Annotated in this window: 22 protein-coding genes; 12 read left to right on the top strand and 10 right to left on the bottom strand. The window is 58.6% G+C overall.

Going from position 1 to position 25,524, the window contains the following annotated elements; genetic code table 11:
• Positions 1-120: 120 nt before the first annotated feature.
• A complete protein-coding gene (locus HMPREF9241_RS06295; RefSeq protein ID WP_006681452.1) occupies positions 121-1,350 on the bottom strand; it encodes a THUMP-like domain-containing protein in 1,230 nt (409 codons plus the stop codon).
• A gap of 363 nt (positions 1,351-1,713) precedes the next feature.
• Here HMPREF9241_RS06295 and groES point away from each other — a divergent pair, with 363 nt between their 5' ends.
• On the top strand, positions 1,714-2,010 hold the full coding sequence (groES, locus tag HMPREF9241_RS06290) for a co-chaperone GroES (protein WP_006681451.1): 297 nt from the start codon (positions 1,714-1,716) through the stop codon (positions 2,008-2,010).
• Positions 2,011-2,091: 81 nt separating this feature from the next.
• Here the strand turns inward: groES and HMPREF9241_RS06285 are convergent, their stop codons facing one another.
• The 3 genes from HMPREF9241_RS06285 to HMPREF9241_RS06275 form a co-directional block, all read right to left on the bottom strand.
• Entirely contained in the window at positions 2,092-2,937 is an 846-nt protein-coding gene (locus HMPREF9241_RS06285; protein ID WP_006681450.1) for a cytochrome c biogenesis CcdA family protein, read from the bottom strand.
• Complete coding sequence (locus HMPREF9241_RS06280) at positions 2,934-3,779, bottom strand: DsbA family protein (protein ID WP_006681449.1); 846 nt, start codon at positions 3,777-3,779, stop codon at positions 2,934-2,936. The genes HMPREF9241_RS06285 and HMPREF9241_RS06280 overlap by 4 nt, the downstream gene beginning before the upstream one ends.
• A 120-nt stretch (positions 3,780-3,899) precedes the next feature.
• Positions 3,900-4,196, bottom strand: a complete 297-nt coding sequence (locus tag HMPREF9241_RS06275) for a WhiB family transcriptional regulator (protein ID WP_006681448.1) — start codon at positions 4,194-4,196, stop codon at positions 3,900-3,902.
• 316 nt (positions 4,197-4,512) lie between these two features.
• On the opposite strand from HMPREF9241_RS06275, the gene HMPREF9241_RS06270 reads away from it, so the two are divergent.
• The 4 genes from HMPREF9241_RS06270 to HMPREF9241_RS06255 all read left to right on the top strand — a co-directional run bounded on the left by HMPREF9241_RS06270 (position 4,513) and on the right by HMPREF9241_RS06255 (position 9,208).
• Complete coding sequence (locus tag HMPREF9241_RS06270) at positions 4,513-5,445, top strand: MerR family transcriptional regulator (RefSeq protein ID WP_006681447.1); 933 nt, start codon at positions 4,513-4,515, stop codon at positions 5,443-5,445.
• 83 nt (positions 5,446-5,528) lie between these two features.
• Positions 5,529-6,803 (top strand): AGE family epimerase/isomerase, encoded by a 1,275-nt coding sequence (locus HMPREF9241_RS06265; RefSeq protein ID WP_006681446.1) that lies wholly within the window; start codon positions 5,529-5,531, stop codon positions 6,801-6,803.
• Positions 6,804-6,853: 50 nt separating this feature from the next.
• Entirely contained in the window at positions 6,854-8,380 is a 1,527-nt protein-coding gene (guaB, locus tag HMPREF9241_RS06260; protein ID WP_006681445.1) for an IMP dehydrogenase, read from the top strand.
• A gap of 138 nt (positions 8,381-8,518) precedes the next feature.
• On the top strand, positions 8,519-9,208 hold the full coding sequence (locus tag HMPREF9241_RS06255; RefSeq protein WP_040318656.1) for a transaldolase family protein: 690 nt from the start codon (positions 8,519-8,521) through the stop codon (positions 9,206-9,208).
• Positions 9,209-9,402: 194 nt separating this feature from the next.
• On the opposite strand, the gene HMPREF9241_RS06250 is transcribed toward HMPREF9241_RS06255, so the two are convergent.
• Entirely contained in the window at positions 9,403-10,140 is a 738-nt protein-coding gene (locus HMPREF9241_RS06250) for an exonuclease domain-containing protein (RefSeq protein WP_040318655.1), read from the bottom strand.
• Positions 10,141-10,285: 145 nt separating this feature from the next.
• On the opposite strand from HMPREF9241_RS06250, the gene HMPREF9241_RS06245 reads away from it, so the two are divergent.
• The 4 genes from HMPREF9241_RS06245 (at position 10,286) to HMPREF9241_RS06230 (ending at position 15,303) form a co-directional block, all read left to right on the top strand.
• Positions 10,286-11,410 carry a GuaB3 family IMP dehydrogenase-related protein gene (locus tag HMPREF9241_RS06245; RefSeq protein ID WP_006681442.1) on the top strand — a complete coding sequence of 375 codons (1,125 nt, stop codon included), beginning with the start codon at positions 10,286-10,288 and terminating at the stop codon, positions 11,408-11,410.
• Between the two features lie 401 nt (positions 11,411-11,811).
• Positions 11,812-12,759, top strand: coding sequence for a sugar-binding transcriptional regulator (locus HMPREF9241_RS06240; RefSeq protein WP_006681441.1), 948 nt, complete (start codon positions 11,812-11,814; stop codon positions 12,757-12,759).
• 209 nt (positions 12,760-12,968) lie between these two features.
• Positions 12,969-13,622, top strand: coding sequence for a deoxyribose-phosphate aldolase (gene deoC, locus HMPREF9241_RS06235; RefSeq protein ID WP_006681440.1), 654 nt, complete (start codon positions 12,969-12,971; stop codon positions 13,620-13,622).
• Between the two features lie 4 nt (positions 13,623-13,626).
• Positions 13,627-15,303, top strand: a complete 1,677-nt coding sequence (locus HMPREF9241_RS06230) for a phospho-sugar mutase (RefSeq protein ID WP_006681439.1) — start codon at positions 13,627-13,629, stop codon at positions 15,301-15,303.
• 298 nt (positions 15,304-15,601) lie between these two features.
• On the opposite strand, the gene HMPREF9241_RS06225 is transcribed toward HMPREF9241_RS06230, so the two are convergent.
• Entirely contained in the window at positions 15,602-17,275 is a 1,674-nt protein-coding gene (locus HMPREF9241_RS06225) for a fumarate hydratase (RefSeq protein WP_006681437.1), read from the bottom strand.
• A gap of 507 nt (positions 17,276-17,782) precedes the next feature.
• On the opposite strand from HMPREF9241_RS06225, the gene HMPREF9241_RS06220 reads away from it, so the two are divergent.
• Both HMPREF9241_RS06220 and HMPREF9241_RS06215 read left to right on the top strand, forming a co-directional pair.
• Entirely contained in the window at positions 17,783-17,986 is a 204-nt protein-coding gene (locus HMPREF9241_RS06220; protein WP_006681436.1) for a Dyp-type peroxidase domain-containing protein, read from the top strand.
• Positions 17,987-18,211: 225 nt separating this feature from the next.
• Positions 18,212-19,600, top strand: coding sequence for a DUF418 domain-containing protein (locus HMPREF9241_RS06215; RefSeq protein ID WP_006681435.1), 1,389 nt, complete (start codon positions 18,212-18,214; stop codon positions 19,598-19,600).
• Positions 19,601-19,670: 70 nt separating this feature from the next.
• Here the strand turns inward: HMPREF9241_RS06215 and HMPREF9241_RS06210 are convergent, their stop codons facing one another.
• From HMPREF9241_RS06210 to pta, 4 genes are all read right to left on the bottom strand, one after another.
• Positions 19,671-20,054: a hypothetical protein gene (locus tag HMPREF9241_RS06210; protein WP_006681434.1), complete on the bottom strand. Its 384-nt coding sequence runs from the start codon at positions 20,052-20,054 to the stop codon at positions 19,671-19,673.
• Positions 20,054-22,180 carry an NAD(+) synthase gene (locus HMPREF9241_RS06205; RefSeq protein ID WP_006681433.1) on the bottom strand — a complete coding sequence of 709 codons (2,127 nt, stop codon included), beginning with the start codon at positions 22,178-22,180 and terminating at the stop codon, positions 20,054-20,056. The genes HMPREF9241_RS06210 and HMPREF9241_RS06205 overlap by 1 nt, the downstream gene beginning before the upstream one ends.
• Before the next feature lie 154 nt (positions 22,181-22,334).
• Entirely contained in the window at positions 22,335-23,531 is a 1,197-nt protein-coding gene (locus tag HMPREF9241_RS06200; RefSeq protein ID WP_006681432.1) for an acetate/propionate family kinase, read from the bottom strand.
• A 43-nt stretch (positions 23,532-23,574) separates the two neighbouring features.
• Positions 23,575-25,119: a phosphate acetyltransferase gene (pta, locus tag HMPREF9241_RS06195; RefSeq protein WP_131367659.1), complete on the bottom strand. Its 1,545-nt coding sequence runs from the start codon at positions 25,117-25,119 to the stop codon at positions 23,575-23,577.
• 95 nt (positions 25,120-25,214) lie between these two features.
• Here pta and HMPREF9241_RS06190 point away from each other — a divergent pair, with 95 nt between their 5' ends.
• Entirely contained in the window at positions 25,215-25,493 is a 279-nt protein-coding gene (locus HMPREF9241_RS06190; RefSeq protein WP_006681430.1) for a DUF3017 domain-containing protein, read from the top strand.
• Positions 25,494-25,524: the final 31 nt, after the last annotated feature.

The following is a 25,524-nucleotide window of genomic DNA, read 5'->3' as shown; positions in this document are numbered from 1 at the left end:
TTCACCGTTTGTGTGGGGTGAGGTCGCGCTTGTTCACCGTTCAGGTTGGCGCGTCGGTGGCGCGAAGACGTTAATTGGCGAGGCCACTTACCGTCACATCACTGCGCATGTGTGCGCGGATCAGCTGACACGCGTTGCAATGATCGCGCGGTGACGTCCCTCGATGCGCGTGGCAATGACGACGCCGTCCTTATCGCCTGAGAGCTTGAGTGAACGCCTCAGTGTCGCAGGGTCAATGTCGGCGCCTCGCTTCTTGACTTCAATGCGTCCGATGCCAAGGCTTCGAAGAGCAGCGGAAATTGTTTTCGGTTTCAACGTGACGACATCTTCGACCTTGAACCAGCGGATGAATTCGCTCGGCGTTGCCTCAGTCGCACTCACATACGCGATCGACTCAGAGATCAGGTGTGCATCCAACTGGTCGGCGAGCGTTGAAATGAGCCCGGCTCGAATCACTGCATCGTCGGGTTCACCCAAGTAATCCGCCAGCTTCCCGACGGGGGTTGGGATAAGTGGAGCGTTTGCTGGGGCCTCGTGAATTGCGCGCAAGGTGAACGTCCGCGATCCCTTGATGACGCACGCAACCCGACCCGAGCCATCGTGGGCGAGCGGGCCAGTCCAAATTGCCGCCTCGACTATGGATCCATCGACGCTTGTCCACTGCACGCACGCGTCTTCAGGCAGAGCCGAATAGGTGATTCCGGGCGCGACTTTGATGCCAACGCGGGGAATTGCCTCGCGCCAGCCCAGTACCGTTGAAAGTGAGGGAGACCAGGATTCAGGATTCATGAGACGTCTGGATCCGCGTTTTGCTCCGGTGCGTCGTGCAGGATCAGCGAAGATGGCGTCGACGCCACGGTCGGCAAGCTCATGAATGTCAAGATCCAGGACATTCCCAAGTAACACGTCGCTGTCCGGGAAATCGCGCAGGTTGGTTGCTGCGCATGCGACGGCATCGGGATTCAGGTCGACGCTGAGCGTTTTTAATCCTAGGCCGGCAATCGCCAGCGAGTCACTACCAATCCCACATCCGAGGTCTGCGACGTAGGTTGCTCCGCTGTCCCGAAACCGCCCAGCGTGGTGTGCGGCGACATTGAGGCGCGTTGCCTGCTCCAGTCCGTCGCGCGTGAAAATCATATGGTTGGCAAATTCGCCGAACTTCGTGTGAGCGTGAACGCGCAGATCCAATTGGGTGAGGAGCGCTGACACGAGTGCCGGCTCGATCCCTTCTTTCCGTAAGAGCGCGTTCAAGTGTGCCTGGTCTGCTTCTGTTGTGTGCGGGAGGGCCTGCAGGCGGGTAAGCAGGTCCCACCCCTCGCGCGTCAGAACAGGATCGAGGGAAGAATTCATCCTCCGATTCTGCCACGGACCGCGCTTGTTCGACGTTTACGCACATCGTTGGGCATTTGCTTTCCCCGATTGAGTGCGCTTGTTCAGCGTTAGTGCGTCTGGATTTCAGATGTTGGGGACGAGGCTGCGCACATGAACTGGTTGCTTTTCTTGAACAAGCGCGGTGGTGGAGGTGGTGGATCGGTGAACAAGCGCGGTGGGTAATCTGCTGAAAGTGAACTGTTTGGCACTCAGGTTGCTCGAGTGCCAGAGGCGGAATATGCTCATGCATGAAGCGGTGAAAACCGCGAAGCGATCCTGCCCCTGACCCCCGCGACGGCAGGGAAGGGATGACGGAAACTTTCAAGAAGAAAGGGAGCGACAGTGTCGATCTCCATCAAGCCCCTCGAAGACCGTATTGTTATCCAGCAGGTCGAGGCAGTTCAGACCACCGCCTCTGGCCTGGTTATCCCGGATACCGCCAAGGAAAAGCCACAGGAAGGCGAAGTTATCGCAGTCGGCCCTGGCCGCGTTGATGACAATGGAAACCGCGTTCCCGTCGACGTGAAGGTCGGCGACGTTGTGATTTATTCGCGCTACGGTGGTACCGAGGTCAAGTACGAAGGCAAGGAATACCAGATCCTCTCCGCACGCGACGTCCTCGCAATCGTTGAGCGCTGAACCTAGAGTTCACCACTGACAAACAGTGTGGGCCTGGCACCTCAGGTGCCAGGCCCACACTGTATCGAGAACAGCAAAGAACTACGCGGCGTTTGTTTCCGTCTCCTTTGTCCGACGAGGCCACGCGAACCACGCGGCGGCAATCACCAAGACAACAACTGTGATCATTGCCCACGTAGGAATCGTCGAACCGAACCGCATCAGAGACTGTTCCCACGAAGCCAAGGTCGTTGCTGAAATCAATCCCCCAAGTGGATTCGCGATGCCAGCGACCAGAAGCGCCGCGCCCAGCGCAACCAAAACGATGCCTGAGACGACGTTCGTCCACGTTGTATCGCGACCGAATAGTCGAAGGGGGCGGGGACGCAACCAGGTGCTTGAGGACAAATTCGTAGACTGCCACGCCAATGCGAGCACTGCCAGAGGAACAACCATGCCAGTGGCGTACAGAGCCATCAGAGCAGCGCCTGTTGCCGGCGAAGCTCCGATACCTGCGGCCACCAAAACGGCCCCTAGGATTGGCCCAGCGCAACCGATACCGGCAAAGCCATAGGTGAGCCCCAAAAGGTAGATCGACAGAGGATGAGTGCGATCACGTTCTTTGCGTACTCCCGCCGACGCCTTGCGATGGGGCGTGGGGATTTCAAGAGCGATAATCTCAACGATGCCAAGAATGATGATGATGAAGGCGCAGATGCGTGTGATCAGATCCAGGTGATCGCGCAGAGCTGATCCCGCCGCGCCGACAAGTACGCCCAAAGGCAGAAGAGAAGTCAGCAAACCCAGCCAGAAGATTCCGGTGCGCAGTAGCAGTGCAGAACGCGACTGGAATGCGTATGCGAAGAATGCTGGCAGGATCATCACCGAACAGGGGGCGAAGACCGTCAATACGCCACCGAGCAGGGCAGCCAATGGGGTCAAAGTCATGACCGGGCGGCCTCCGCCTGAAGTTCAATCGTTGTGCGCACATACTCGTAATCGCGGTAGCCCGAAATGTAGGTGTCCCCAATGAACATGAAAGGTGTGCCGGTGATGCCGATGGAGTAGGCTTCCTTCTTCGCGTTGGCGACAGCCTGAACGGTTTCGGCCGCATTCATCGTGGCGCGGAAGGTGTCGATGTCTGAAACGCCAGCTTGTTCAGCGAATGCGACGAGAGATTCCTCGGTGTATTCCGGGTGTTCGTGTTCGTTGGTTGCCTGATACAGCAGGTCGTGGAATTCCCAGAACTTGCCCTGATCGGCTGCCGCACGTCCCGCTTGAGCTGCTAAGGGGGACGTGGGGGTGATCTGTGCCAGGTCGCGCCATTCGATGCGAAGAGTTCCGTCTTCGATCAGATCGGCAAGTTGGGGTTCGATTTTTTTAGCAAACAGCGTGCAGTAGGGGCAGGAGAAGTCAGAGAAGAGTGTGAGGACAACCGGAGCGTCCAGAGCGCCTTTGGCCTGATTGTCGTTGGCGTCGCGCTTGGGTGCGGATCGAATGATTGCAAGGAGCTCTGCGTTCTTCTCACTGGGTGCTGCGACGTTCGGGTCAACGTCGGCGGCCGCCGCGGCAGCGGACGAGGCTCCTGGCGTCGCTGATGCAGATTGGGCAGATTGAGTGTGCGTCGAGTCTGACGATTGCGCTGATGCTGCCGAATCTGCTTGCTTGTTTCCACTAGTTGTCCAAATGCTGACGGCAAGGACGAATGCTGCAATGATGATGAGTGCGATCGAAATGATGAGCGATCGGGATTTACGGCGTGGCTGGGATGAAACAACTGGTGATGTCACGACTTCGCTTCCGATTGGTTGTTGGGGAATAGTGAAAACTATCGATGATTCTTTAGTGTGGCATGAGAAGTGAAGAGGCGTCGCGCTATGTGCGCGACGCCTCTGTAAGACTGGGGTAGATTACGACGCTCGACGCTGACGATGCGATGAACGTATTTCTTCGCGTCGTTCTTCTTCTGTCATTCCGCCCCAGATGCCGTAGGGCTCTTGTGATGCCAGCGCGTATTCGCGGCACTGGTCGATCACGGGGCATGTTGCGCAGATTGCCTTTGCGTTTGCTGCGCGACGGCGACGCGTTGAACCGCGTTCGCCTTCAGGGTGGAAGAAGAGCTCGGTGTCGAGGTCACGGCATGCGCCGTCGTACTGCCAATCCCAAGCGTCGATCATTGGGCCGGGGAGACGTGAAACGTCAGACATGTGTACCTCTCATTCGGTGACTGCCAGTCGAAGTACTTCTTCGCGAGCAGCCTCCATCAGTTTAGATATTGTTCGTAAGTTGTTCAAGACCCGTTCATACATTCTTAGTTATTTCTCAGAAAAGGCAATAAACCTGAGAAAAATCTGAATATATCGCTACAAAACATGCGGAATGCCATGAAGAAGATTTGTCTCACTTACTTGACACATCTTCTTCGCTCCGGTGGCGAAAGCTCGCTCTTCGGTGAACAATCGTTGTAGGGGTGAACAACGTTGAATAAAAACGTTGGTAGCTGGCGAGCGGAAAGGAAACGACATGCCTCGCGCACATCTTGCGTCTTCAGCTGATTCAGGCGTCGATGCTCCGCTGACAGTGACTGCTGTTTCCGTTCGTCTCGGAATCTCCCCCTCGACTCTTCGCACCTGGGAACGACGCTATGGTCTTGGCCCAGATGAGCGCCAAGCAGGAACTCATCGTCGCTATCGTGCCAGCGATGTTGCGCGTTTGACCGCGATGGTTGACCTTGTGCATCAGGGTGTTTCTCCCGCAGATGCTGCCGCTACCGTGTTGGCGACGACCCCTGCGCGTTCGCGTCAAGAAGACCTGCCCGTTCCTCATACGGTTTCTGAACTACTGAATTGTGTATCAGCCTGCCACGGGCATCAGCTGAAGAATGTCCTTCGTTCCGCGGTGGGCGACGAGGGGCTTGTTCATACTTGGAGTCGCTTAGTCAGCCCAGCGCTCGACACCTTGCGTGCCTCTACATGCGGGCAGAAACCTGGATGTGCGCCGTCTACGATTCTTCAAAACGCTTTCCTTGATGTGCTTGCTCAGTTTGCTAGCGAGTGCGTTTCTCCTCAGACAGCCCCGGGGGCTGTTGTTGTTCTTACGGACGTTGCCCACGAGCTGGGAGCGCACGTTCTTGGTGTTGCTCTTGGCTGGTACGGCATCGATGTGCGCGTCGTTTCGACTGCGACAGTTGATGATCAGGGAGCGTGTGCTCGCGTTGCGCTTCATACCGAAGAACGCCCGGTCGTGTTGGCTATTGTCATGGGTTCTGGAGCAACCTGCGAGAAATTTATTCATGGTCTTACTGCTGATCTTGACCTTGATGTCATGCTGGTTGGCGCGGATGCTCCGAAGGTCGTTGATGAGCGCGTCCTGCGCGTGCGCACAATTGCTGCCGGCGTAGAAGAAACTCTTGCGGTACTTGCGCCCGGTGTTGATCTTTCCTCGGTTGTGTCTTAACAAGTCCCATAGAACCTCTCATCGAAACTTGAGGCAGTGATACCTTTATCGGTGTTACGCACATCTTTTGACCGGGAGTGACAATGAAGACCCCCTGGAATGATTCCGCTCTTATCGACGCTTTTGATGCTGATTTCTCTGCGCTTGTTGAGTTCGCCTCAGCTTCAGCGTGCCCTGCTGGCTTCGGTTATCTGGATGCTGATGGTGCTATTACAGAGTCCAAGGGCGTTGAGCTGTGGATTACGTGTCGAATGACGTACATGTTTGCACTTGCTGAGATGCGTGGTGTCCAGGGAGTGTCTGGTCTTGTCGAGCACGGGCTTGATGCGCTGTCCACCTCGTTGCATGACGATGAATACGGCGGGTGGTTCTCCGCTCTGGATGCGACGGGGGAGCAGGCTCGCCCGGTTGAACCGATCCGCAAGGAAGCCTATGCGCACGCGTTCGTGATTCTCGCGACTGCCGCGTCCTATTTGGCTGGGCATGAACGAGGCCGGGCGTTGCTTGATGAAGCGCTTGCCGATCAGGACGCGCACTGGTGGGAACCGTCGTATGGGCGCGTCGCGAACTCGTGGAACCGCGACTGGAGCGAGTGTGAAGAATATCGAGGTCTGAACGCGAATATGCACACGGTCGAGGCGTATCTTGCTGCCTTCGATGCGACGGGTGAGCGACGTTGGTTGGATCGTGCGCGCGAAATGATGCGTTTTGTTGCCGATCTTGGTGCTCGCTTTGGTTGGCGCTTACCTGAGCACTTCGATAAAAACTGGGTTGTTTGTCCCGAGATGTTCATTGAAAATCCCGCTGATCCTTTCCGTCCTTACGGTGCAACTCCGGGACACGGGTTTGAGTGGGCGCGTTTGATCCTGCATGGTCGAGCCTCACTCATTGCGTGCGGGGATACTCCGGGTGAATGGATGTATGACGTTGCGCATTGCCTTGTTGATCGAGCGGATGCAGATGGTTGGGACAGTGAAAAGGGTGGGATCGTTTACACGACGGACTTTGATGGAAAGACTGTTGTGGATACTCGCATGCACTGGGTTGCTTGCGAAGCTGTGAATGCAACGCTCGCTCTGGGTAAAGTCAGTGAAGAACTAGGTAATGATGACGACGTCATGGTCCAGTCGGAGCGTTTCGCTCGCTATGTGGCGTGGGCGGATCAGGTCATTCATGCTGGCCCGGGACGCTGGATCCATGAAGTCGACGCAGATGGACACGAGAGTGAAACTGTCTGGGCAGGCAAGGCTGATGCCTACCATGTCGGTCAGATGTTGCTGTTGCCTCGTATTGGCTTGTATCCGGGATTCGCGGCGGCATTAGCGCAGGTGAGGGCACACGACCACTCGGAATTGTGAGGTTCGTCCGAAGTTTTTATCCGGCTTGAGCCACAGCCTAGACTTGGCTCATGGGAGACTTTTTAGAGCATGATCCGTTCTCACTGACTGGCCTTACTTACGATGACGTTCTTCTGCTCCCAGAGCTGACTGACGTCGTTCCATCCACTGTTGACACTACGTCGCGGCTGACGAAGAAAATTACCCTGCGTGTTCCGTTGCTTTCTGCAGCAATGGATACTGTGACTGAAGCTCGTATGGCGATTGCCATGGCTCGTCAGGGTGGTATTGGCATCCTTCACCGCAATCTTTCGATTGAAGAACAAGCGCAGCATGTTCGTCAGGTGAAGCGCTCCGAATCTGGAATGGTTGAAGATCCTGTGACTGTTGGTCCCGATGCGACCATCGAACAGCTTGATGAGCTTTGCGGTCACTATCGTGTGTCTGGTCTTCCTGTTGTTGACGAAGAAAATGGTCTTGTTGGCATCATCACGAACCGTGACCTGCGTTTTGTCCCTGAATCCCAGTGGGCAACGCTGAAGGTTCGCGATTGCATGACCCCGCGCGAGGATCTTGTTGTGGGTCAGGTTGGTATTTCTCGTGAAGATGCGAAGGCTTTGCTGGCTGAGCATCGAGTGGAGAAGCTTCCGATTATTGACGAGAATAATAGGTTGACCGGCTTGATCACGGTCAAGGACTTCGTGAAGACCGAGCAGTACCCGAACGCGACGAAGGATGACCGTGGTCGTCTGGTTGTCGGCGCTGCTGTTGGTTATTGGGGTGATACGTGGGAACGTGCAACCGCGCTCGCTGAAGCAGGTGTTGACGTTCTTGTTGTTGATACGGCTAACGGTGGCGCCCAGCTTGCGCTGGATATGATTCGCCGTATTAAGGCGGATCCGTTGTTCGCTGGCGTTCAGATCATCGGTGGCAATGTCGCAACCACTGAAGGTGCTCAAGCGCTGATTGATGCCGGTGTCGATGCGGTGAAGGTTGGTGTTGGCCCGGGCTCGATTTGCACCACCCGAGTGGTTGCTGGCGTGGGCGTCCCGCAGATTACTGCAATTTACTTGGCTGCTAAAGCGTGTAAGCCCGCCGGTGTTCCGCTGATCGCTGACGGTGGTCTGCAGTACTCGGGTGATATCGGTAAGGCTCTTGTGGCCGGTGCTGATACGGTCATGCTCGGCTCGCTTCTGGCCGGCTGTGAAGAGTCCCCGGGTGAGGTTGTCTTCACGAACGGTAAGCAGTACAAGCGTTACCGTGGTATGGGATCGCTGGGCGCAATGAGTTCGCGTGGTCGCAAGTCCTACTCGAAGGACCGCTACTTCCAGGCCGATGTCACCAGTGATGACAAGATCGTTCCAGAAGGTATTGAAGGGCAGGTTCCGTTCACTGGTTCACTTGCCTCGGTGATTTACCAGCTTGTTGGTGGCCTGCATCAGACGATGTTCTATCTGGGTGCTTCGTCGATCGAGGAGATCAAGAAGAATGGTCGCTTTGTTCGAATCACATCTGCAGGTCTGCGCGAATCTCATCCGCACGATGTGCAGATGACCAGCGAAGCTCCGAACTACCATTCGTCAGGGTCTTCTCGCTGATAAACGTTTGACAGGTATTGACCCTCGTCGTAGGCGGTTTTGCGTATGCGACGGGGGTCCTATTTTTGTGCCAAAATGGGCATTAATCTGAACCTGTCGGAACATGTTTTCACACTGTTGAAAAAGGGGATCGCGCACATGCTCATCCTGATCGATTATGCAAACGTCGAAGCAATTGAACAGACACTGTCCTACCTTCCGATTGACGGTGTTACGACTAACCCGACCATCTTGTACCGCGAGGGCAAAGAGCCTTTGGATGTTCTGCATAAGATCCAAGATTTGCTGCCCTATGGGTCGCAGTTGCATGTTCAGATCGTGTCGGAACGAGCCGACGATATGGTTGCCGAAGCGCGTGCTCTGCGTGAAGAAATTGGTGGCAACCTATTTGTGAAGCTTCCTGTCACTCGCGACGGCTTCGCGGCAATTCCTCGCATTGTCGCAGAGGGCATGCAGGTGACGGCAACAGGCATTCACTCTTCGATGCAGGGATTCATGGCAGCAAAGGCTGGTGCCCGCTATGTTGCTCCCTACGTGAACCGCATGGATAACTACGGCATTGATGGTGTTCGCGTTGCTAGCGAAATCCACCGCACGCTGAAGTCGTATGGGATGGAAGCTGATGTTTTGGCTGCCTCCTTCAAAAACTCTGAACAGGTTCTTGAACTGGTCCGCCAGGGCGTTGGCGCTATCACTGCTGCCCCCGAGGTTCTTGCGGCACTGATTAAGAATCCCGCAACCGATGCGGCGATCGCTGAACAGAACAAGCACTTCAGCCTTCTGGTCGGTGAGAAGCGCACATGGAAAGACCTGATCGATACCAAGTGACGTCACAGTGGTGGTCAGCGCTTAGCGCTGGCCACCACGCGTCTAATCAGTCCCACCTATGGGACGAAGTTGCGCCCGCACATGGAAGCGACAGCGCGCTGAAGACTGGTGACCCGATAGCAACAAGGGCGTTCTATTGGGTCATCGACCTCTTTCATTAACCGACCCGTTTAATGATGGGGATGCTAACCCCTTCAGCTATTGAGAGCCCTTTGTGGCCACTGGGAATCAATCTGCTGGGGTTTACCCTGACGTGCAAAGTAGGTTTCAAGCCCCTGAGCCCATTCTTTAAAAGCGCTGGCCTGCAATGCCATCAACGCATGAGCGTTGCTTAGCGTGAGCGGAGCGCCAAACGCCTGGGCAATCTTTGCCAACACGTCTAATGTCATCGAAACGTCAACTTCTGCCGTGTGAGCATTCGGATCCGGATCCACACCGTAGTGCGGTGCCATGGTGGTCAGGGTTCGCTTTCCCTTCCGGTACTTATCGAAGTGACGATCAAGGACGATCGGATCAAGAATGAGTCCAACAGGGCCACCAAGGCGTTCTTCCAAAGTCTGCAGACCATGGCGAGTGAGCTCGGCATTCATCAATGTAATATCGAACGCCGCATTGAAGACAACAACAGGGAATCCGCGTTGCCAGTGCGCAACCAAAGAATCAGCAACCTCATTTAAAACCTCGGAAATATTCCGTCCCTGGGTTTGAGCTTTTTCGTTGGAAATCCCGTGAACAGCGCTGGCGCTTTCAGGGATCTCTACCCCGGGATTAGCGAGCCATGTGACAACTTCGTCAGGGCTAGACGGGTTGATACCCCCGCGTCGCAAAACAAGCGCAGCCGTGACAAGGCGATCCGAAAGAGGATTTGTGCCGGTTGTCTCTGTGTCGAAACCAAGCCAAGGCTGATCAATCCAAGAAGTGTTTTCATTCATGGAACTAGTGTCGCCTAAACCATGGAGAAACAAAATGGCAATCATCAGGTCGGCGAAGCCGGCCTCGTCGACTACCTCATCGCACCCACGCTGCAACCATCAACAAAAGCGCATGTCAGTGGCCCAAAGTGGTTAGTATCAAGTCGTGAGCAACGAAGTTGAAATTGGGCGTGGAAAGCGTGCGCGACGCGCTTACAGTCTGGACGATATTGCCCTGGTTCCCTCAAGGCGCACTCGTGATCCCGAAGATGTGAACGTCGGCTGGCAAATCGATGCCTACCACGTCGATATTCCGATCATGGCTGCCCCCATGGACTCGGTCATGAGCCCCGAAACAGCAATCGCATTCGGAAAACTCGGCGGGTTGGGTGTTCTAGATCTGGACGGTCTATGGACGCGCTACGAAGATCCGGAGCCACTTCTCGAAGAAATCTCCCATCTTGGAGAAGACGAGTCTATTGCGCGACTCCAACAGATCTATTCGGAACCAATTAAGCCGTCGCTTATCACTGCTCGCCTCGCTCAACTTCGGCAAGCCGGCGTAGTTGTTGCAGGTAAGTTGTCGCCTCAGCGTACCCAAAAGTACTGGCGAGCAGTCGTCGATGCGGGCGTGGACCTTTTCGTCATCCGAGGCTCCACAGTCTCTGCAGAACATGTTTCCAGCCGATCTGAGCCCCTCAACCTCAAGCGGTTCATCTATGAACTCGACGTCCCCGTCATTGTTGGTGGAGTCTGCACGAATACGGCAGCGTTGCATCTGATGCGCACGGGTGCCACCGGCGTTCTTGTCGGATTTGGCGGGGGAGCGGCACACTCGACCCGTCAATCGCTCGGCGTGCACGCCCCGATGGCAACAGCAATCGCCGATGTGGCCGCTGCACGTCGCGATTACATGGATGAATCCGGCGGACGCTACGTTCACGTCATTGCTGATGGTGGCATTGGGCGTTCTGGTGATTTATCGCGCGCCATCGCCTGTGGTGCGGATGCAGTCATGCTGGGTGCTGCCCTGGCTCGCGCGGAAGAAGCGCCCGGGCGCGGTTGGCATTGGGGTTCCGAGGCCACGCACCCAGACATGCCTCGCGGTCAGCGTGTTCACGTAGGCACATCCGGAAGCCTGCAGCAGATTCTCTACGGTCCTTCGACGCGTGCAGACGGTTCCCTGAACTTTGTTGGTGCCCTGAAGAGAACCATGGCATCGACCGGCTATTCGGAAGTCAAAGACTTGCAGAAGGTGGATGTGGTGGTCTCGCCCTATCAGCCAAGCTGACTTCTTCAACCTCCATTGTGGGATCGCCTAGGTGCGTACGGTCGCGGTTCTTTGCCGTGCTTGGGCGCTTCTCGTCTCCGTTTAGCCGTTGTAGGGCGAGTGTGTGGTGGGGGCTTCGGCATGTTTGATGGAGCAAGGTGGCCCTTACTAGGGTGAGGGCCCCGTGGTAACCATGTGTGCTTCGATCCCGACTGGGATGTTCTGTATTCGCATACTCGGGCGGACAATAAGGGTCTTTGAGAAGTAAATAAATGATTTTCGTTCACGAGTAGGGTGTCTATTTGTTAATCTTGGGATTTGCGGGATGTCAAAGTTGATGCCCGTTTCGATTCCGATCCCCTGGCAAGGATGCCCGTGGTTGCGTGCATCGGGGCGCGGATCACGATTCGGAAGGAGGAGGAGTGGATAAGAGAGACGAACAGGCGATCGACGCCGTCCGGCTCTATTTTGAGCGTGGCCTGAGCCAGGCCGAAGTTGCGGCTAAGATGGGCATTTCGCGTCCGACCGTCGCCAAGCTCCTGCTACGCGGGAAAAAGGCCGGGTTCGTCACCGTGGAGATCCACGATCCACGAGAGACTTCGTCTGTGCTGGGCGAGCAGCTCGCTCAGCGATTCGGCTTGGTTGAAGCGCGGGTCGTCCATGGTTTCGGTGCATCCGAGCGCGAGATCCTTGACGATCTCGGGCGCGTCGGCGCCGGCCTCGTCGAGTCCCTCGTCAAGGACGGCATGAGCGTCGGCGTCTCTTGGGGGCGGACGATGAACGCAATCGCGTCGCGTCTGGGCCGCACGCTGAGGCGCGATGTCGAGATCGTGCAGCTCAAGGGCGGGATCTCGCATTCCTCGGAGGTGACCAATGATTTCGAGGTCATGAGGGCTTTCTGCGAGGCCTTCAATGCGATTCCGCGCTACTTGCCCCTGCCGGTGATCTTCGAGGATGTCCGCACCTTGGAGATCGTGTGCTCGGACCCGTATATCGCGGCGATCCTCGAGGCTGGCAGGCAGACGGATCTCGTGGTCTTCACGGTCGGGGACATCGCCGCCGAGAGCCTGGCGATTAGCCATTCCCGACTCAAGGGATCCGAGGTGACTGAGTTGCTCGCTAAGGCGGTGGGGGATGCGTGTTCGCGGTTCTTCACCGCCGAGGGTGAGATCGCGGTGCCGGGAATCGATGAGAGGACCGTGGGCATTTCCTTGAAGGATCTTGCCTCGCGTCCAATCCGCGTGCTCGTCGCGGGCGGTCCGAAGAAGGCTGTGGCTTTTGCGGCAGCTCTGCGGATGGGCTTGGCGACGCATGTCGTGGTCGATCAGGATCTCGCGAGGATGCTTCTCGCCGAATCCTCTCCCGCCTGAGCCCCGCCCTCGTCGCAAACAAATGTAAAAGTAAAGCTTGACACTTTGGAATACCTCTGATTAGTCTAATCGGACCCCGGCGCAAGGACGCCCGGCGAATGGTTTCGCCGTCCCGGGCGAAGCCACAACCGCAAAGGAACGCGAGACAGCGTTCACCCAGATGATGGAACTCGCGCCACCCCTGGCGCAGATCTGAGGAAGGCACCACCATGAAGAAGACTGAAGTCGCCCAGATGATCGACCACACCCTCCTCAAGCCCGAGGCGACCGCCGCCGATGTCGCGGCCCTCGTCGCCCAGGGCGCCGAGCTTGGCACCTACTCGGTGTGCGTCTCGCCCTCCATGCTGCCCCTCGAGACCCCCGAGGGCCTCATGGTCGCCTGCGTCGCGGGCTTCCCCTCGGGCGCTGTCAAGCCTGAGATCAAGGCCGCCGAGGCCACGCGCGCCGTTGAGGACGGCGCCGACGAAGTCGACATGGTCATCAACATCGCCCTCGTGAAAGAAGGCCGTGAGGCTGAGCTCGAAGCTGAGATCCGCGCCGTGCGCGACGCCGTCCCCGCTCCACGCGTCCTCAAGGTCATCATTGAGTCCGCTGCTCTGACCGATGAGGAGATCGTCATGGCCTGCCGCGCCTCCGAGAACGCGGGGGCCGACTTCGTGAAGACCTCCACCGGCTTCCACCCCGCCGGTGGCGCCTCGGTGCACGCCGTTAAGCTCATGCGCGAAACGGTCGGCGACCGCCTTGGCGTCAAGGCTTCGGGCGGGATCCGCGATGCCACGACCGCGCTCGCCATGATTGAGGCCGGAGCCTCGCGTCTCGGCGTATCTGCGACGGTCGCGATCCTCGAGGGGATCGAAGAGTGAGACGATGAACGATCAGCTTCTCGCGACGGCCCGCGAATGGGCCACCCATGATCCGGACGGCCAGACCTCCTCAGCGCTCCTCGCTTCCGTCGAGGCCGCTTCGGCGGGTGACGAGGGCGCCCTGGCCGAACTGCGGGCCGCGATGAACGGGCCCCTTGAGTTCGGCACCGCGGGTCTGCGCGGCGAGATTGGCCCGGGTGAATCTCGGATGAACCTCGCCGTCGTCATCCGTGCGACCGCGGGCCTCGCCGCCTACCTCAAGACGCAAACCGAGCGCGAACCTCGCGTCGTCATCGGTTGCGACGCCCGGCACGGCTCCGTCGATTTCGCCCGTGCGGCCGCGCGCGTTGTGTCGGCGGCGGGCTGCCGGGCTCTGGCCCTCCCCGTCTCGCACCCCACCCCGCTCACCTCCTTCGCGGTGCGCGCCCTCGACGCCGACGCGGGCATCATGATCACCGCTTCGCACAACCCCGCCAAGGACAATGGCTACAAGGTCTACCTCGGCGGAAGCATCGTCACCGACGCCGGTCAGGGCGCCCTGATCGTGCCTCCGCACGACGCGGGCATCGCCACCGCCATCGCGGCAGCCGCCCCGGCCGACGAGGTCCCCCAGGACGAGGAGCGCATTGAGCAGGTCGATCCGCGCGACGACTACGTTGCAGTCGCCGCGGCCTTGGCCGCCGGCGACCACCGGGGAGACCTCAAGATCACCCTGACCGCGATGCACGGCGTCGGCGGAGCGCTCACCGAGCGCGTCCTCAAGGAGGCGGGTTTTACCCGGGTGTCGCTCGTCGCCGAGCAGGCGGCGCCCGACCCCGATTTCCCGACCGTCTCCTTCCCGAACCCGGAGGAGCCCGACGCCCTCGATCTGGCGATGGCGCATGCGCGCGAGCACGGCTCGGACCTCATTATCGCAGTCGACCCCGACGCCGATCGTTGCGCCCTCGCCATTCCGGACGAGGCCTCGGCGAGCGGATGGCGTCAGCTCACCGGCGACGAGACCGGTTCGATCCTCGGCGAGTTCCTGGCCGGGCGGGCCCCGAAGGGCGGGGTCTTCGCCAACTCGATCGTGTCGAGCCGCCAGCTCGAGCGGATCGCCCTGGCGCACGGCCTCGACTACCGCCACACCCTCACGGGATTCAAGTGGATCGCCCGCACCCCGGGCATCGTCTTCGGCTACGAGGAGGCCATCGGCTTCTGCCCCGATCCCGAGCACGTGTGCGACAAGGACGGCATCTCGACCTCGGTCGTCGCCGCCTCCCTGTTCGCCGAGCTTAAGGCGCAGGGCCACACCGGCCAGGACGAGCTCGAGCGAATGGCTCGCGCCTACGGCTGCTACGTGACGATGCCGCTCACCTTCCGCGTCGAGAATCTCGGTCTCATCGCCGAGGGCATGGATCGTCTGCGCGGGAACCCGCCGTCGCAGCTCGCGGGCTCGTCGGTCGTCTCCGTCGTCGACATGTCTCAGGGGTGGGACGGCCTGCCGGGTACGAACGCGATCATGGTCACCACTGAGGCGAACGACCGCGTCATCGCTCGGCCGTCCGGCACCGAGCCGAAGCTCAAGTGCTACCTTGAGGTCATTCTCGATGCTCCAGGTGGCGGAGAAGTGCCGTGGGACGAGGCTCGGGCGAGACTTGAAACCATCAAGGCCGAGTTCGCGCTCGCGATCGGAATTTAGTCCCGACCGCGCTTGTTCACCGACTTACTTGCTGAGGACTTCGCTTGTTCACCGCCGGCGGTGATGTCATTCCCCTCTGAGGTTGAATGAGTGGTCAACAAGCGCGCACTTGAACCGGAAGGAACGTGAACAAGCGCGCATTTGCCGCAGCCCATTTTCGTGCTCCTCGGTTTTCGCTCCGCCCGTGAACAAGCGCGGGGTAGGGCGTGGCGGCAGCCTCGTTCATCTCAATCACGAAGCCGACACGCAGCTGCCGGCGGACACCACGCAACCGCGATGCCCGCCGGCAGAAACACAATCAGCACATGCCGGGGCGCTTGCCGATTGTCAGCGTGACCTCCTGCGTGCCAGCGAAGAAATCATTGCCTTTGTCGTCGACGACGATGAAGGCTGGGAAGTCTTCGATTTCGATCTTCCACACGGCTTCCATGCCGAGCTCCGGGTATTCAAGAAGTTCGACCTTCTTGATGCAGTTTGCGGCCAGTTCAGCAGCCGGACCACCGATTGAGCCGAGGTAGAAACCGCCGTGCTTGTGGCAGGCGTCGGTGACCTGCTTGGAGCGGTTGCCCTTCGCGACCATGATCATGGATCCGCCGAGCGCCTGGAACTGATCCACGTAGGAGTCCATGCGGCCCGCGGTCGTCGGGCCGAAGGAGCCGGACGGCATACCTTCCGGAGTCTTCGCTGGGCCCGCGTAGTAGACGGGGTGCTTGAGCATGTATTCCGGCATCGGCTCGCCGTTTTCGATGCGCTCGCGGATCTTCGCGTGGGCGATATCGCGGGCAACGATCATCGTGCCGTTCAAGGACAGGCGCGTCTTCACCGGGTACTTCGACAGTTCGGCAAGGATTTCGCTCATCGGGCGGTCGAGGTCGATCGACACGGCGCCGGTGTCTTCGCCCAGCTCAGACGGGTCGGTTGCCGGCAGGAAACGGCCGGGGTTGAAGTCGAGCTGCTCCAAGAAGACACCCTCGGGCGTGATCTTTGCCTTTGCCTGGCGGTCAGCTGAGCAGGATACCGCGATGGCGACCGGTAGGGATGCGCCGTGGCGAGGGAGGCGAATGACGCGGACGTCGTGGCAGAAGTACTTGCCGCCGAACTGGGCGCCGATGCCCATCTGCTGGGTCAGCTTGAAGACCTCGTCTTCCATCTCGACATCGCGGAAGCCGTGCGCCAGTTCCGAACCGGTGGTCGGTAGCGTATCGAGGTAGTGGGCGGACGCGTACTTCGCGGTCTTGAGCGCGTATTCAGCGGAGGTGCCACCGATGACGATTGCCAAGTGGTACGGCGGGCATGCTGCGGTGCCGAGGGAACGAATCTTTTCTTCCAGGAATTGCATCATGTGTTCCGGATCAAGGATTGCCTTCGTCATCTGGTACAGGTACGACTTGTTCGCGCTACCGCCACCCTTAGCCATGAACAGGAAGTGGTAGTCGAGCTCGTGACCGACCTGCGTGTCCGCGTAGAGTTCGATCTGCGCCGGCAGGTTGCAGCCCGTGTTCTTCTCTTCGTACATGGTGATCGGAGCGTTCTGCGAGTAACGCAGGTTGAGCTCGGTGTAGGCGTCGTAGACACCGTGCGCCAGGGGCTTGCCGTCCACACCTTCGGTGATGACGCGCTGGCCACGTTCGCCCTTGATGATGGCCGTGCCCGTGTCCTGACACATCGGCAGAACGCCTGCGGAGGCAACGTTTGCGTTCTTCAGTAGGTCGAGTGCGACGAAGCGGTCGTTTGCGGATGCTTCCGGGTCTTCGAGGATCTTCGCCAGCTGTTCGAGGTGCGCGGTGCGCAGGTAGTACGAGATGTCGTGGTACGCGGTTTTCGCCAGTAGTTCGAGTGCGCTGGGGGCAACCTTGAGGAACTGTGTTCCGTCAGGGCCTTCAACGGTTTCGACGCCTTCGGTGGTGAGCAGACGGTACTCGGTTGTGTCTTCACCCAGCGGCAGCATGTCTTCGTAGAAGAACTCGGTCATTAGGACTCCTTGGAAGGGAATGTGTCAGTCAGTAGATCTGGCAGCTTCCGTGCGCTGGATTGCGCCCAGAAAACGCCGTGTTCGTCCCCACGCTATTGCGCGCTTGTTCACCAATTCGGGACCGTTGTCCCGTTTGAAAGCGTCAGATCTTTTGGTGTTTTTCTCGCCTTTTGTTTTTCGCAAGCTGGTGCGAATAATTCGGTGACGTGCACTGATGAATTCACGAGGCCGCGCCCACATTCCTAGTGTCTTTCCTTGTCTGTGGCGCGGATTTGCGACGCTTAACGGGCTACGTATTTTGCGGATATCTCTACGGTTTGCCTAACCTTTCCTGCTCGAATAGAGGGGTGAAGCGGTGAACAAGCGCGGTAAAATAGCAGGCCCGCGAAGTCGGTGCCGGCGTCGTCGGGGGGTGAAGCGGTGAACAAGCGCGGTAGAAGAGCGGGTGGTGGTGAACAAGCGCGGTAGAAGAGCGGGTGGTGGTGAACAAGCGCGGTAAAAGAGCAGGTGGACAAGCTGGGTCGCCTCGAAGCCAGCCTGTTCTTCATCGCTTTCGTCCGTGATCCTTCGACGAACTTCATTCCGATCCTGTCGAAAATGGTGAACGACCAGATGACGGAGTACCTCCAGCACATCGCGACCGGCATGTACTTTGTGTTGCCGGGCGTGAAGGATTCCGACACCTACGTGGGTGAGAAGCTGTTCGCCTGAGCGAAAAGTTTCAATGTGGCGCGGTCGTGTTGTCTTCGACGAGGCCGCGCCTCCTTTATTTTCGCTACCTTGCTCGACCGCGCTTGTTCACCGTTTGCTTAGCTTGCGGTCGCGCTTGTTCACCGTTTGCTTAGCTTGCGGTCGCGCTTGTTCAGCGAGCGCCTACAAGCAAATCAGGGAGACACCTGATTGAAGCGAGCCCGAATCCTTGGATAGTGTTCGAGTATGTCTAGCTCGGCCTCGTTTACCCCGAAGAACTCTGTCCGCTATCCCGCGCCGGATCTTGCACGCGGCTTCATGCTGATTCTGATCGCGGTCGCAAACGTGCCGTTTTGGCTTTCTTTCTTCCCCGACAATCCCGAATACTCACTGAGCGATCAGTGGTGGGTGTTCATTCGCGGAATGTTCATCGACCACCGCTCGTATCCGCTCTTTTCGATGCTTTTCGGTTTCGGTCTGATGACGATGGTGTTGCGACGCCAGCGCGCATACGTGGAACGTCGAATCGACGAACTTGATGAGAACCTGCCCGGAATGCCTGAGCAGGTGCGCGCAACGTGGATCGCAGGATTCGAAAACGAGAGTATTGATGACTCTCGCCGTCTGATCCGTAGGCGCGGCTGGTGGATGCTCCTCTTCGGCTTTGTCCACGCACTCTTCTTCTCCGGCGACATTATCGGCGCGTATGCGCTGGTTGCGATTGTTTTCGCAGGACTCATTGCGCGGCGACGCTTCACGATCTTGACCGTGATTGCTCTCATCGTCCTTACCGTCATGACGCTCAGCCAGTTTGGAGCCGAATCGTTCGTGAACTGGGGCGAGAGCCTGAAGGGGTTTGGTGGCGCAACCAATACGCAGATGACGAACGCTCCCGCCGACCTGATGCTCGGCTGGTACTACCCGCTGATCAGCGTCTTTGGCTGGGTAATCTCGTCGCTCCTCGGGCTGATCATGACGACCATCCTTCCTGCGACCGTCTTCGGTGCTTGGCTGGCCACCACGGACTATATTTCGCGCCCGGACGTTCACAAGGGGCGCCTGATGCTGGTGGCGTTCCTGGGTCTTGCTCTGGGTGCCCTTGGTGGCCTGTCCTATTCCTTGAAGGATTCGGGCCTGATGGATTCCTACTTCTTCGGTCAGGACGCTCTTCACGAGATTACTGGTTTGCTTGGAGCTGCAGGTTGGCTGGCCCTGCTCGGGTTGCTTGCCGGTCCTGCACGCGAAAATCTCGGGGGAGTGCGCCACTTCTTTATCGCGGTTGGTAAGCGCTCAATGACCGCATATGTTGGTCAGACCGTTCTTTTCCTTGCCACGTTCATTGCTCTCGGATTGGCGGGTATTCGAGGAGTTTCCCAGACCCTCGGGCTTGCTATTGCGCTCGCGGTCTGGACCTTGATGGCGCTGTTCTGCTGGGTGCTCGAATCGAAGGGATATCAACGAGGTCCCCTGGAGGTTCTTCTCCGTCGCGCAGTGGCACGAAGCGCTGGCACTCATCCGGTGCCTCGGATTCCTCATATGATTCAGCCGGCAGGTATAAACGCAGAAGTGAACACCCCGCAATCGGCGCTCACCCCGATGTCAGCGTATGCGCCACCGGCTGACACTGAGCGTTAAACACTGACTGTGAAATAGCGTGCGCCCCCCGGGTAGAAACCCGGGGGGCGCGCCGTATCAAGGATAAAGATCAGCTCTCGGCTTGATCAGACTCCGCCTGGCGCTTTGCCGCGTTAATCGCGGCCGCGCGCGCCAACGCCCCAAGAGCGAGGGACACAATAATCCCGGAGATCAACAGAACGTGAAGGAAGGCTTCGCCGTCATTGCCCATGAGTGAAGCAAGACCGCAGCCAACCGCGTGAAACACCGCCACAACGCAGGCCATGGCCATGATCGGCCAGGCGGCCTCGTGACCCGTATTCCATGCGTTGTCGGAGGACTCCAACACTGCCGAATGAAGACCCAAGCCTGAGCCTCGTGCCAGAGTGCCGGCCCTGCCTTTCAGGGCAACCAAGCCGAAAACACACGCGATCACGGCAAAACCGATCACGCCGGTCAACGTCAGCGTCGTCATCAGTTCTCCTTCGTCTGAGTAGCCGGAACACCACTGTGAGGAACGCCCGCGACGGCCTCTTCCAACTCTGCGATCCACCGTGCACCAGTCACGTCGGACGGCATTCGCCAGTCACCACGAGGCGATAGGGCGCCACCAGCCACAACCTTCGGGCCATTTGGCAGAGCAGAACGCTTGAACTGCTGCGTGAAGTAGCGGCGCAGGAACAGGGTCTCCCACTTGACAATCTCTTCGAGTGAATAGGCGACGCGGTCGCCTTCGGGGAACCCGGCCGGCCACTCGCCAGCATTCACATCAGCCCACGCCTTCTCAGCAAGGAAGGCGATCTTCGACGGACGAGCCCCTCGACGCAACACGTAGTACAGGTTGAAATCCTGCAGGTTGTACGGGCCGATCTTGTCCTGCGTGGACTGCATCTTCTCACCGGGTTTAGCGGGAACCAATTCGGGAGAAATCTCCGTGCCGAGGATAGAGGTCAGAACCTCGCCCGCACGATCGGAGAACTGGCCGGAAGCTGCAACCCAGCGGATCAGATGCTGGATCAGAGTCTTCGGAACACCCGTATTGACGGCGTAGTGGCTCATCTGGTCGCCCACGCCGTACGTGCACCAGCCGAGCGCCAGCTCGGACAGGTCACCCGTGCCCAGAACAATTCCGCCGTTGTGGTTGGCAATGCGGAACAGGTAGTCGGTGCGCAGACCTGCCTGAACATTCTCGAAGGTGACGTCATACGTGTCGTTGCCGTCGGCGTAGGGATGCCCCATGTCGGCCAACAGCTGGCGAGCCGCCGGGCGAATATCGATCGTCTGGCAGGGAATATCGAGGCTTTCGCACAGCGCAATCGCGTTCGACTTCGTGTGATCGGACGTTGCGAAACCGGGCATCGTGTAGGCCAAGATGTCCGTTCGCGCCCGACCCAGCATATCCATTGCGCGCGCCGCGACGATCAGAGCATGCGTGGAATCGAGGCCACCGGAAACACCAATAACGATCTTCGGATTACCGATCGCCTTGAGGCGCTGAACCAGACCATGAACCTGAATATTGTAGGCCTCGTAGCAGTCCTGAGCCAGGCGCTCCGGATCGTCGGGAACGAAGGGGAAACGATCAACGGGGCGTTCCAAACCAAGATCCGTGCGGGGTGGGTTCAGCTGGGTGTAGACGTCCATAGGAGCGGTTGCCTTCAGCCCCTGATCCTCGCCCAGGTAGCGATCCGCGTTGTCTTTAAACGAATTCTGGCGCGTACGTTCAGTGACAAGACGATCAATGTCCACGTCAGCGATCGTGATCTGACGACCGCCGGCTTTGAAACGCTCACCCTCTGCCAGCAGGTCGCCGGCCTCGTACACCATCGTCTGGCCGTCCCATGACAGGTCGGTTGACGATTCGCCCGCACTCGACGCGCAGTACACGTAGGCGGAGTTGAGGCGCGCTGACAAACTGCGAACCAACAGTCGGCGGTCTTCCGCACGACCAACGGTGATCGGCGAAGCGGAAAGATTCATCAGAACCGTTGCGCCATTCAGAGCAGCAAGAGTCGACGGGGTGAGCGGAACCCACATGTCCTCGCACACTTCGGGGGCAATGACGAGGCCAGGAACATCCTCAACATCGATTGTGATCGGAGAGAAAGGAACGGATGCCGAAGCACAGTCATCGTCGACAAAACCCCACGCGGTTGTGTCAATGAAGGAAGGAGTTGTCGGGCCGGGAGTCACGAAATGGCGCTTCTCGTAGAACTCGCGATAGTTCGGCAGGTGCAACTTCGGGGTGACACCCAGGATCTTGCCTCGGTGGATCGTTACCGCACAGTTGTAGAGGGAACCATCGTTGCGAATCGGGGCACCAACAATGAGGATCGGCAACAGATCCTTCGTCTGAACAGCAATGCGATGCAGAGCCTCAGTCACTTCATCCAGCACGACATCCTGAAGCAACAGATCATCAATGGCGTAGCCGGAAATGCCCAGCTCGGGAAAGACGGCCGCGGCAACACCCTTGGCATCAAGCTCGCGAGCAACGTCAATGACCTCGTTAGCGTTAGCAAGTGGCTGAGCGGGATGAACAGGAACCGTCACCGCAGCAACGCGCGCGAAGCCCTGATCGTAAAGCGAATGGAAGTTCAACTTTCCTCCTAGTGTTGCCTCTATTGTCTCCCATGACCCATCCGTTTGCCCACGCGCTTACGCTCAAAGCTGATGGCAGGAAAAACAACAATGGTGGGCTGGCTCTTTCGAGCCAGCCCACCACAGCTCATCACGTGCGAGGCGCGAGCAGAACTCAGATCACCTCACGTGCGAGGCGCGCGATCGCGAACTCTTCGTTCGTTGGGTACACCAGCAGGGTGACCTTCGAATCGGGGGTGGAGATCACGCGAGGCTCGCCGATACGACCGTCGTTTGCTGCCAGGTCGATCTTCACGCCGAAGGGCTCTAATGCTTGGGCGAGTTCCTTACGAACATCCCAGTCGTTCTCGCCGATGCCAGCGGTGAAGGTGATGACATCCAGGCCACCGAGTTCAGCGGTGTAGGAGCCAACGTACTTGAGCAGGCGGTTGATGTAGACGTCCATGGCAACGCGAGCCTTGTGCTGCGCTTCCTTGTCGTCATCGTTGAAAATCATTTCCCACACGCTACGCATGTCGGATTCGCCGGTCAGGCCCTTCATGCCGGACTGCTTGTTGAACAGCGTGTCGATCTCGTCAATCGTCATGCCACCCTGGCGAGCCAGGTGGAAGACAACGGCCGGATCGATGTCGCCGGTGCGGGTGCCCATCATGAGGCCTTCCAACGGGGTCAGGCCCATGGAGGTATCGATCGGCTTACCGTTGAGGACTGCGGACACGGAAGCGCCATTTCCGAGGTGCATGACGATCTGCTTGAGATCATCGCGACCCAGGTACTTTGCGACCTCGCGGGAAACAAATTGGTGCGAGGTGCCGTGTGCGCCGTAGCGGCGAACAGCGTACTTCTCAGCGACTTCGGCGTTGAGTGCGTAGGTGTAGGCCTTTTCGGGAAGAGCCTGGAAGAACGCGGTGTCGAAGACTGCAACGTGAGGGATTTCCGGCATGAGCTCGCGAGCCACGTCGATGCCCTTGAGGTGTGCGGGGTTGTGCAGGGGAGCCATCGGGCAGAGTTCTTCGATGAGGTTACGGACCTCGTCGTTGATGACGGCCGGGCCATCGAAGTACTTGCCACCCTGAACGATACGGTGGCCGACGGCAACGATGCCAGCTTCTGCAAGCTTCGGGCCCTTGTTGTCGAAGAGGCGAAGAACCTCACGCATACCAACTTCGTGGTCTGCGATCGGAATTTCTTCGATGGTGACGTCGTCACCGTGGGTGTGCTTGATCTTGCCGACCGGGTCGCCGATACGCTCGACAAGGCCTTTGGCGATTGCTTCACCGGTTTCGGGATCGACCAGCTGGTACTTGATCGATGAAGAGCCGGAGTTAATGACGAGAACGGTCTGGGACACGAGTTCGCCTTTCCTGTGAGTAATCGGTAAAAACTTGGAAGCTTCAGCCCTGTGCCTGAACGGCGGTCAGAGCAACGGTGTTGACGATGTCCTCGACCAGTGCGCCACGCGACAGATCGTTGACCGGCTTGTTCAGACCCTGCAGAACCGGGCCGACAGCAACGGCACCGGAGGAACGCTGAACGGCCTTGTAGCCAATGTTGCCTGCGGATAGTGACGGGAAGATGAAGACGTTTGCCTTGCTGGCAACGGGGGAGCCGGGGAGCTTCTTCGAAGCAACGGCCACGTCAACGGCTGCGTCGAACTGGATCGGGCCTTCCAGAGCGAGCTCTGGAGCCTTTGCCTGAGCAATGCGGGTTGCTTCCACAACGGCGTCGACGTCCGGGCCGGAGCCGGAAGTGCCGGTGGAGTAGGAGAGCATTGCAACGCGAGGCTCGACACCGAACTGAGCGGCGGTGCGTGCCGAGGAGATGGCGATGTCGGCAAGCTGTTCCGGAGTCGGGTTTGGGTTCACGGCGCAGTCGCCGAATGCCCACACCTGATCCTTCATCAGCATGAGGAAGATAGAAGAAACAATCGAGACGCCGGGAGCGGTCTTGATGATCTGGAAGGAGGGAACGATCGTGTGCGCGGTCGTGTGAGCTGCGCCGGAAACCATACCGTCTGCGTCGCCCATGTGGACCATCATCGTGCCGAAGTAGGACACGTCTTTGATCTTTTCGCGAGCCTGCTCGACGGTGACGCCCTTCTTTTCACGCAGGCGTGCGAATTCAACGGCGTATTTTTCGGACAGTTCTGGGTCGTCTACGGAGACGACGGATGCTGCGGTGAGGTCAATACCAAGTTCACCTGCGCGGGTTGCAACGGCAGCTGCGTCACCAACGAGGATGACATCTGCGATACCGCGAGCGAGGACCTCGCCAGCTGCTAGGAGGACGCGATCGTCTTCCGGTTCGGGCATGACGATGCGCTTGCGGTCTGCGCGTGCGCGGTCAATCAGATCTGCCTGGAAAGCGAGGGGAGTGACTGCGGTCGGGGCGGGGGCCTCAACCAGGGTCTTGATTGCCTCGTCGGAAAGGGGAAGGGAGAAGACGGGGACGTCGACGCCGAGAGCAGTGGGGGTGCCGGGCAGAATCACTGCCACGAGCTGCGCCTGGTGCGACTTGCAACGGGCAGCGAAAACGTTGATTTCTTCAGTGAGCAGTTCGGCTGGAACACCTTCGGGGTCGAGGACCAAGATGACGTTTGCGCGAGCCGATGCTGCCAGGTTCACGTTCCAACGGATGGCATCGAACGTGCGAGCTTCTCCGGCGACAACTCCGTCGATGAGGACGAAGTCTGCGTCAGCTGCGCGAACAGCTTCGACAGCTGCCGGCAAAGCCGAGGTGCCGGAGGTCGCTGCTTCGGATGGGGTCGTGCCAGCGAGCGCGTTCATGCGCGCAAGCGTTCCACGCGCTGAAAGCGCGGTGGCAAGTTCGTGAGCTGCGTCTGTTGCAGCATTTGCGGAATCGGGCCCGACAACGATGTAACGGGAAGTCACTGATGCTCCTTCAACACGTGAAAATGTGCGCGGCCTGCACGGTCGCATGAACATGGTAGCGCGCTCCGGAGGTAAATTAAGACGTGAAGATGTGTGAATAATGCATTACCCCGTAGGCTTGCAGTGTGAAGAAGCAGGTGCGAATGAATACTTCGCCGTCGTATGCGTACTGGGGGACGATCATTTTCGTCCTCGTCGGTGTTGGCGTTACGGCGATTTTGGCTCTTTTGAACCACCCTCATCGTGCGGTCTATGCCCTTGCTGGCACGCTGCTTGTGATGGCCGGTGCGCGTCTTGTTTTGCCAGGACGCCCATGGTTTGCTTCACGTAATCGGTGGGTGGATGCCGTGGTGCTCGCTTTCTTGGCGCTTGGTATTTGGTATTTTTCGCCGTTCACGGCAACGATGAACCTTCTGTCCTAACCGCTCAGTCCGACATGGTTGTGCTGTCGGG

It is taken from the genome of Schaalia turicensis ACS-279-V-Col4 (assembly GCF_000296505.1).
GTDB lineage: Bacteria > Actinomycetota > Actinomycetes > Actinomycetales > Actinomycetaceae > Pauljensenia > Pauljensenia turicensis_A.
The sequence above is the reverse complement of the archived record's forward strand: the minus strand, read 5'-3'. Positions and strand labels throughout refer to the sequence as shown.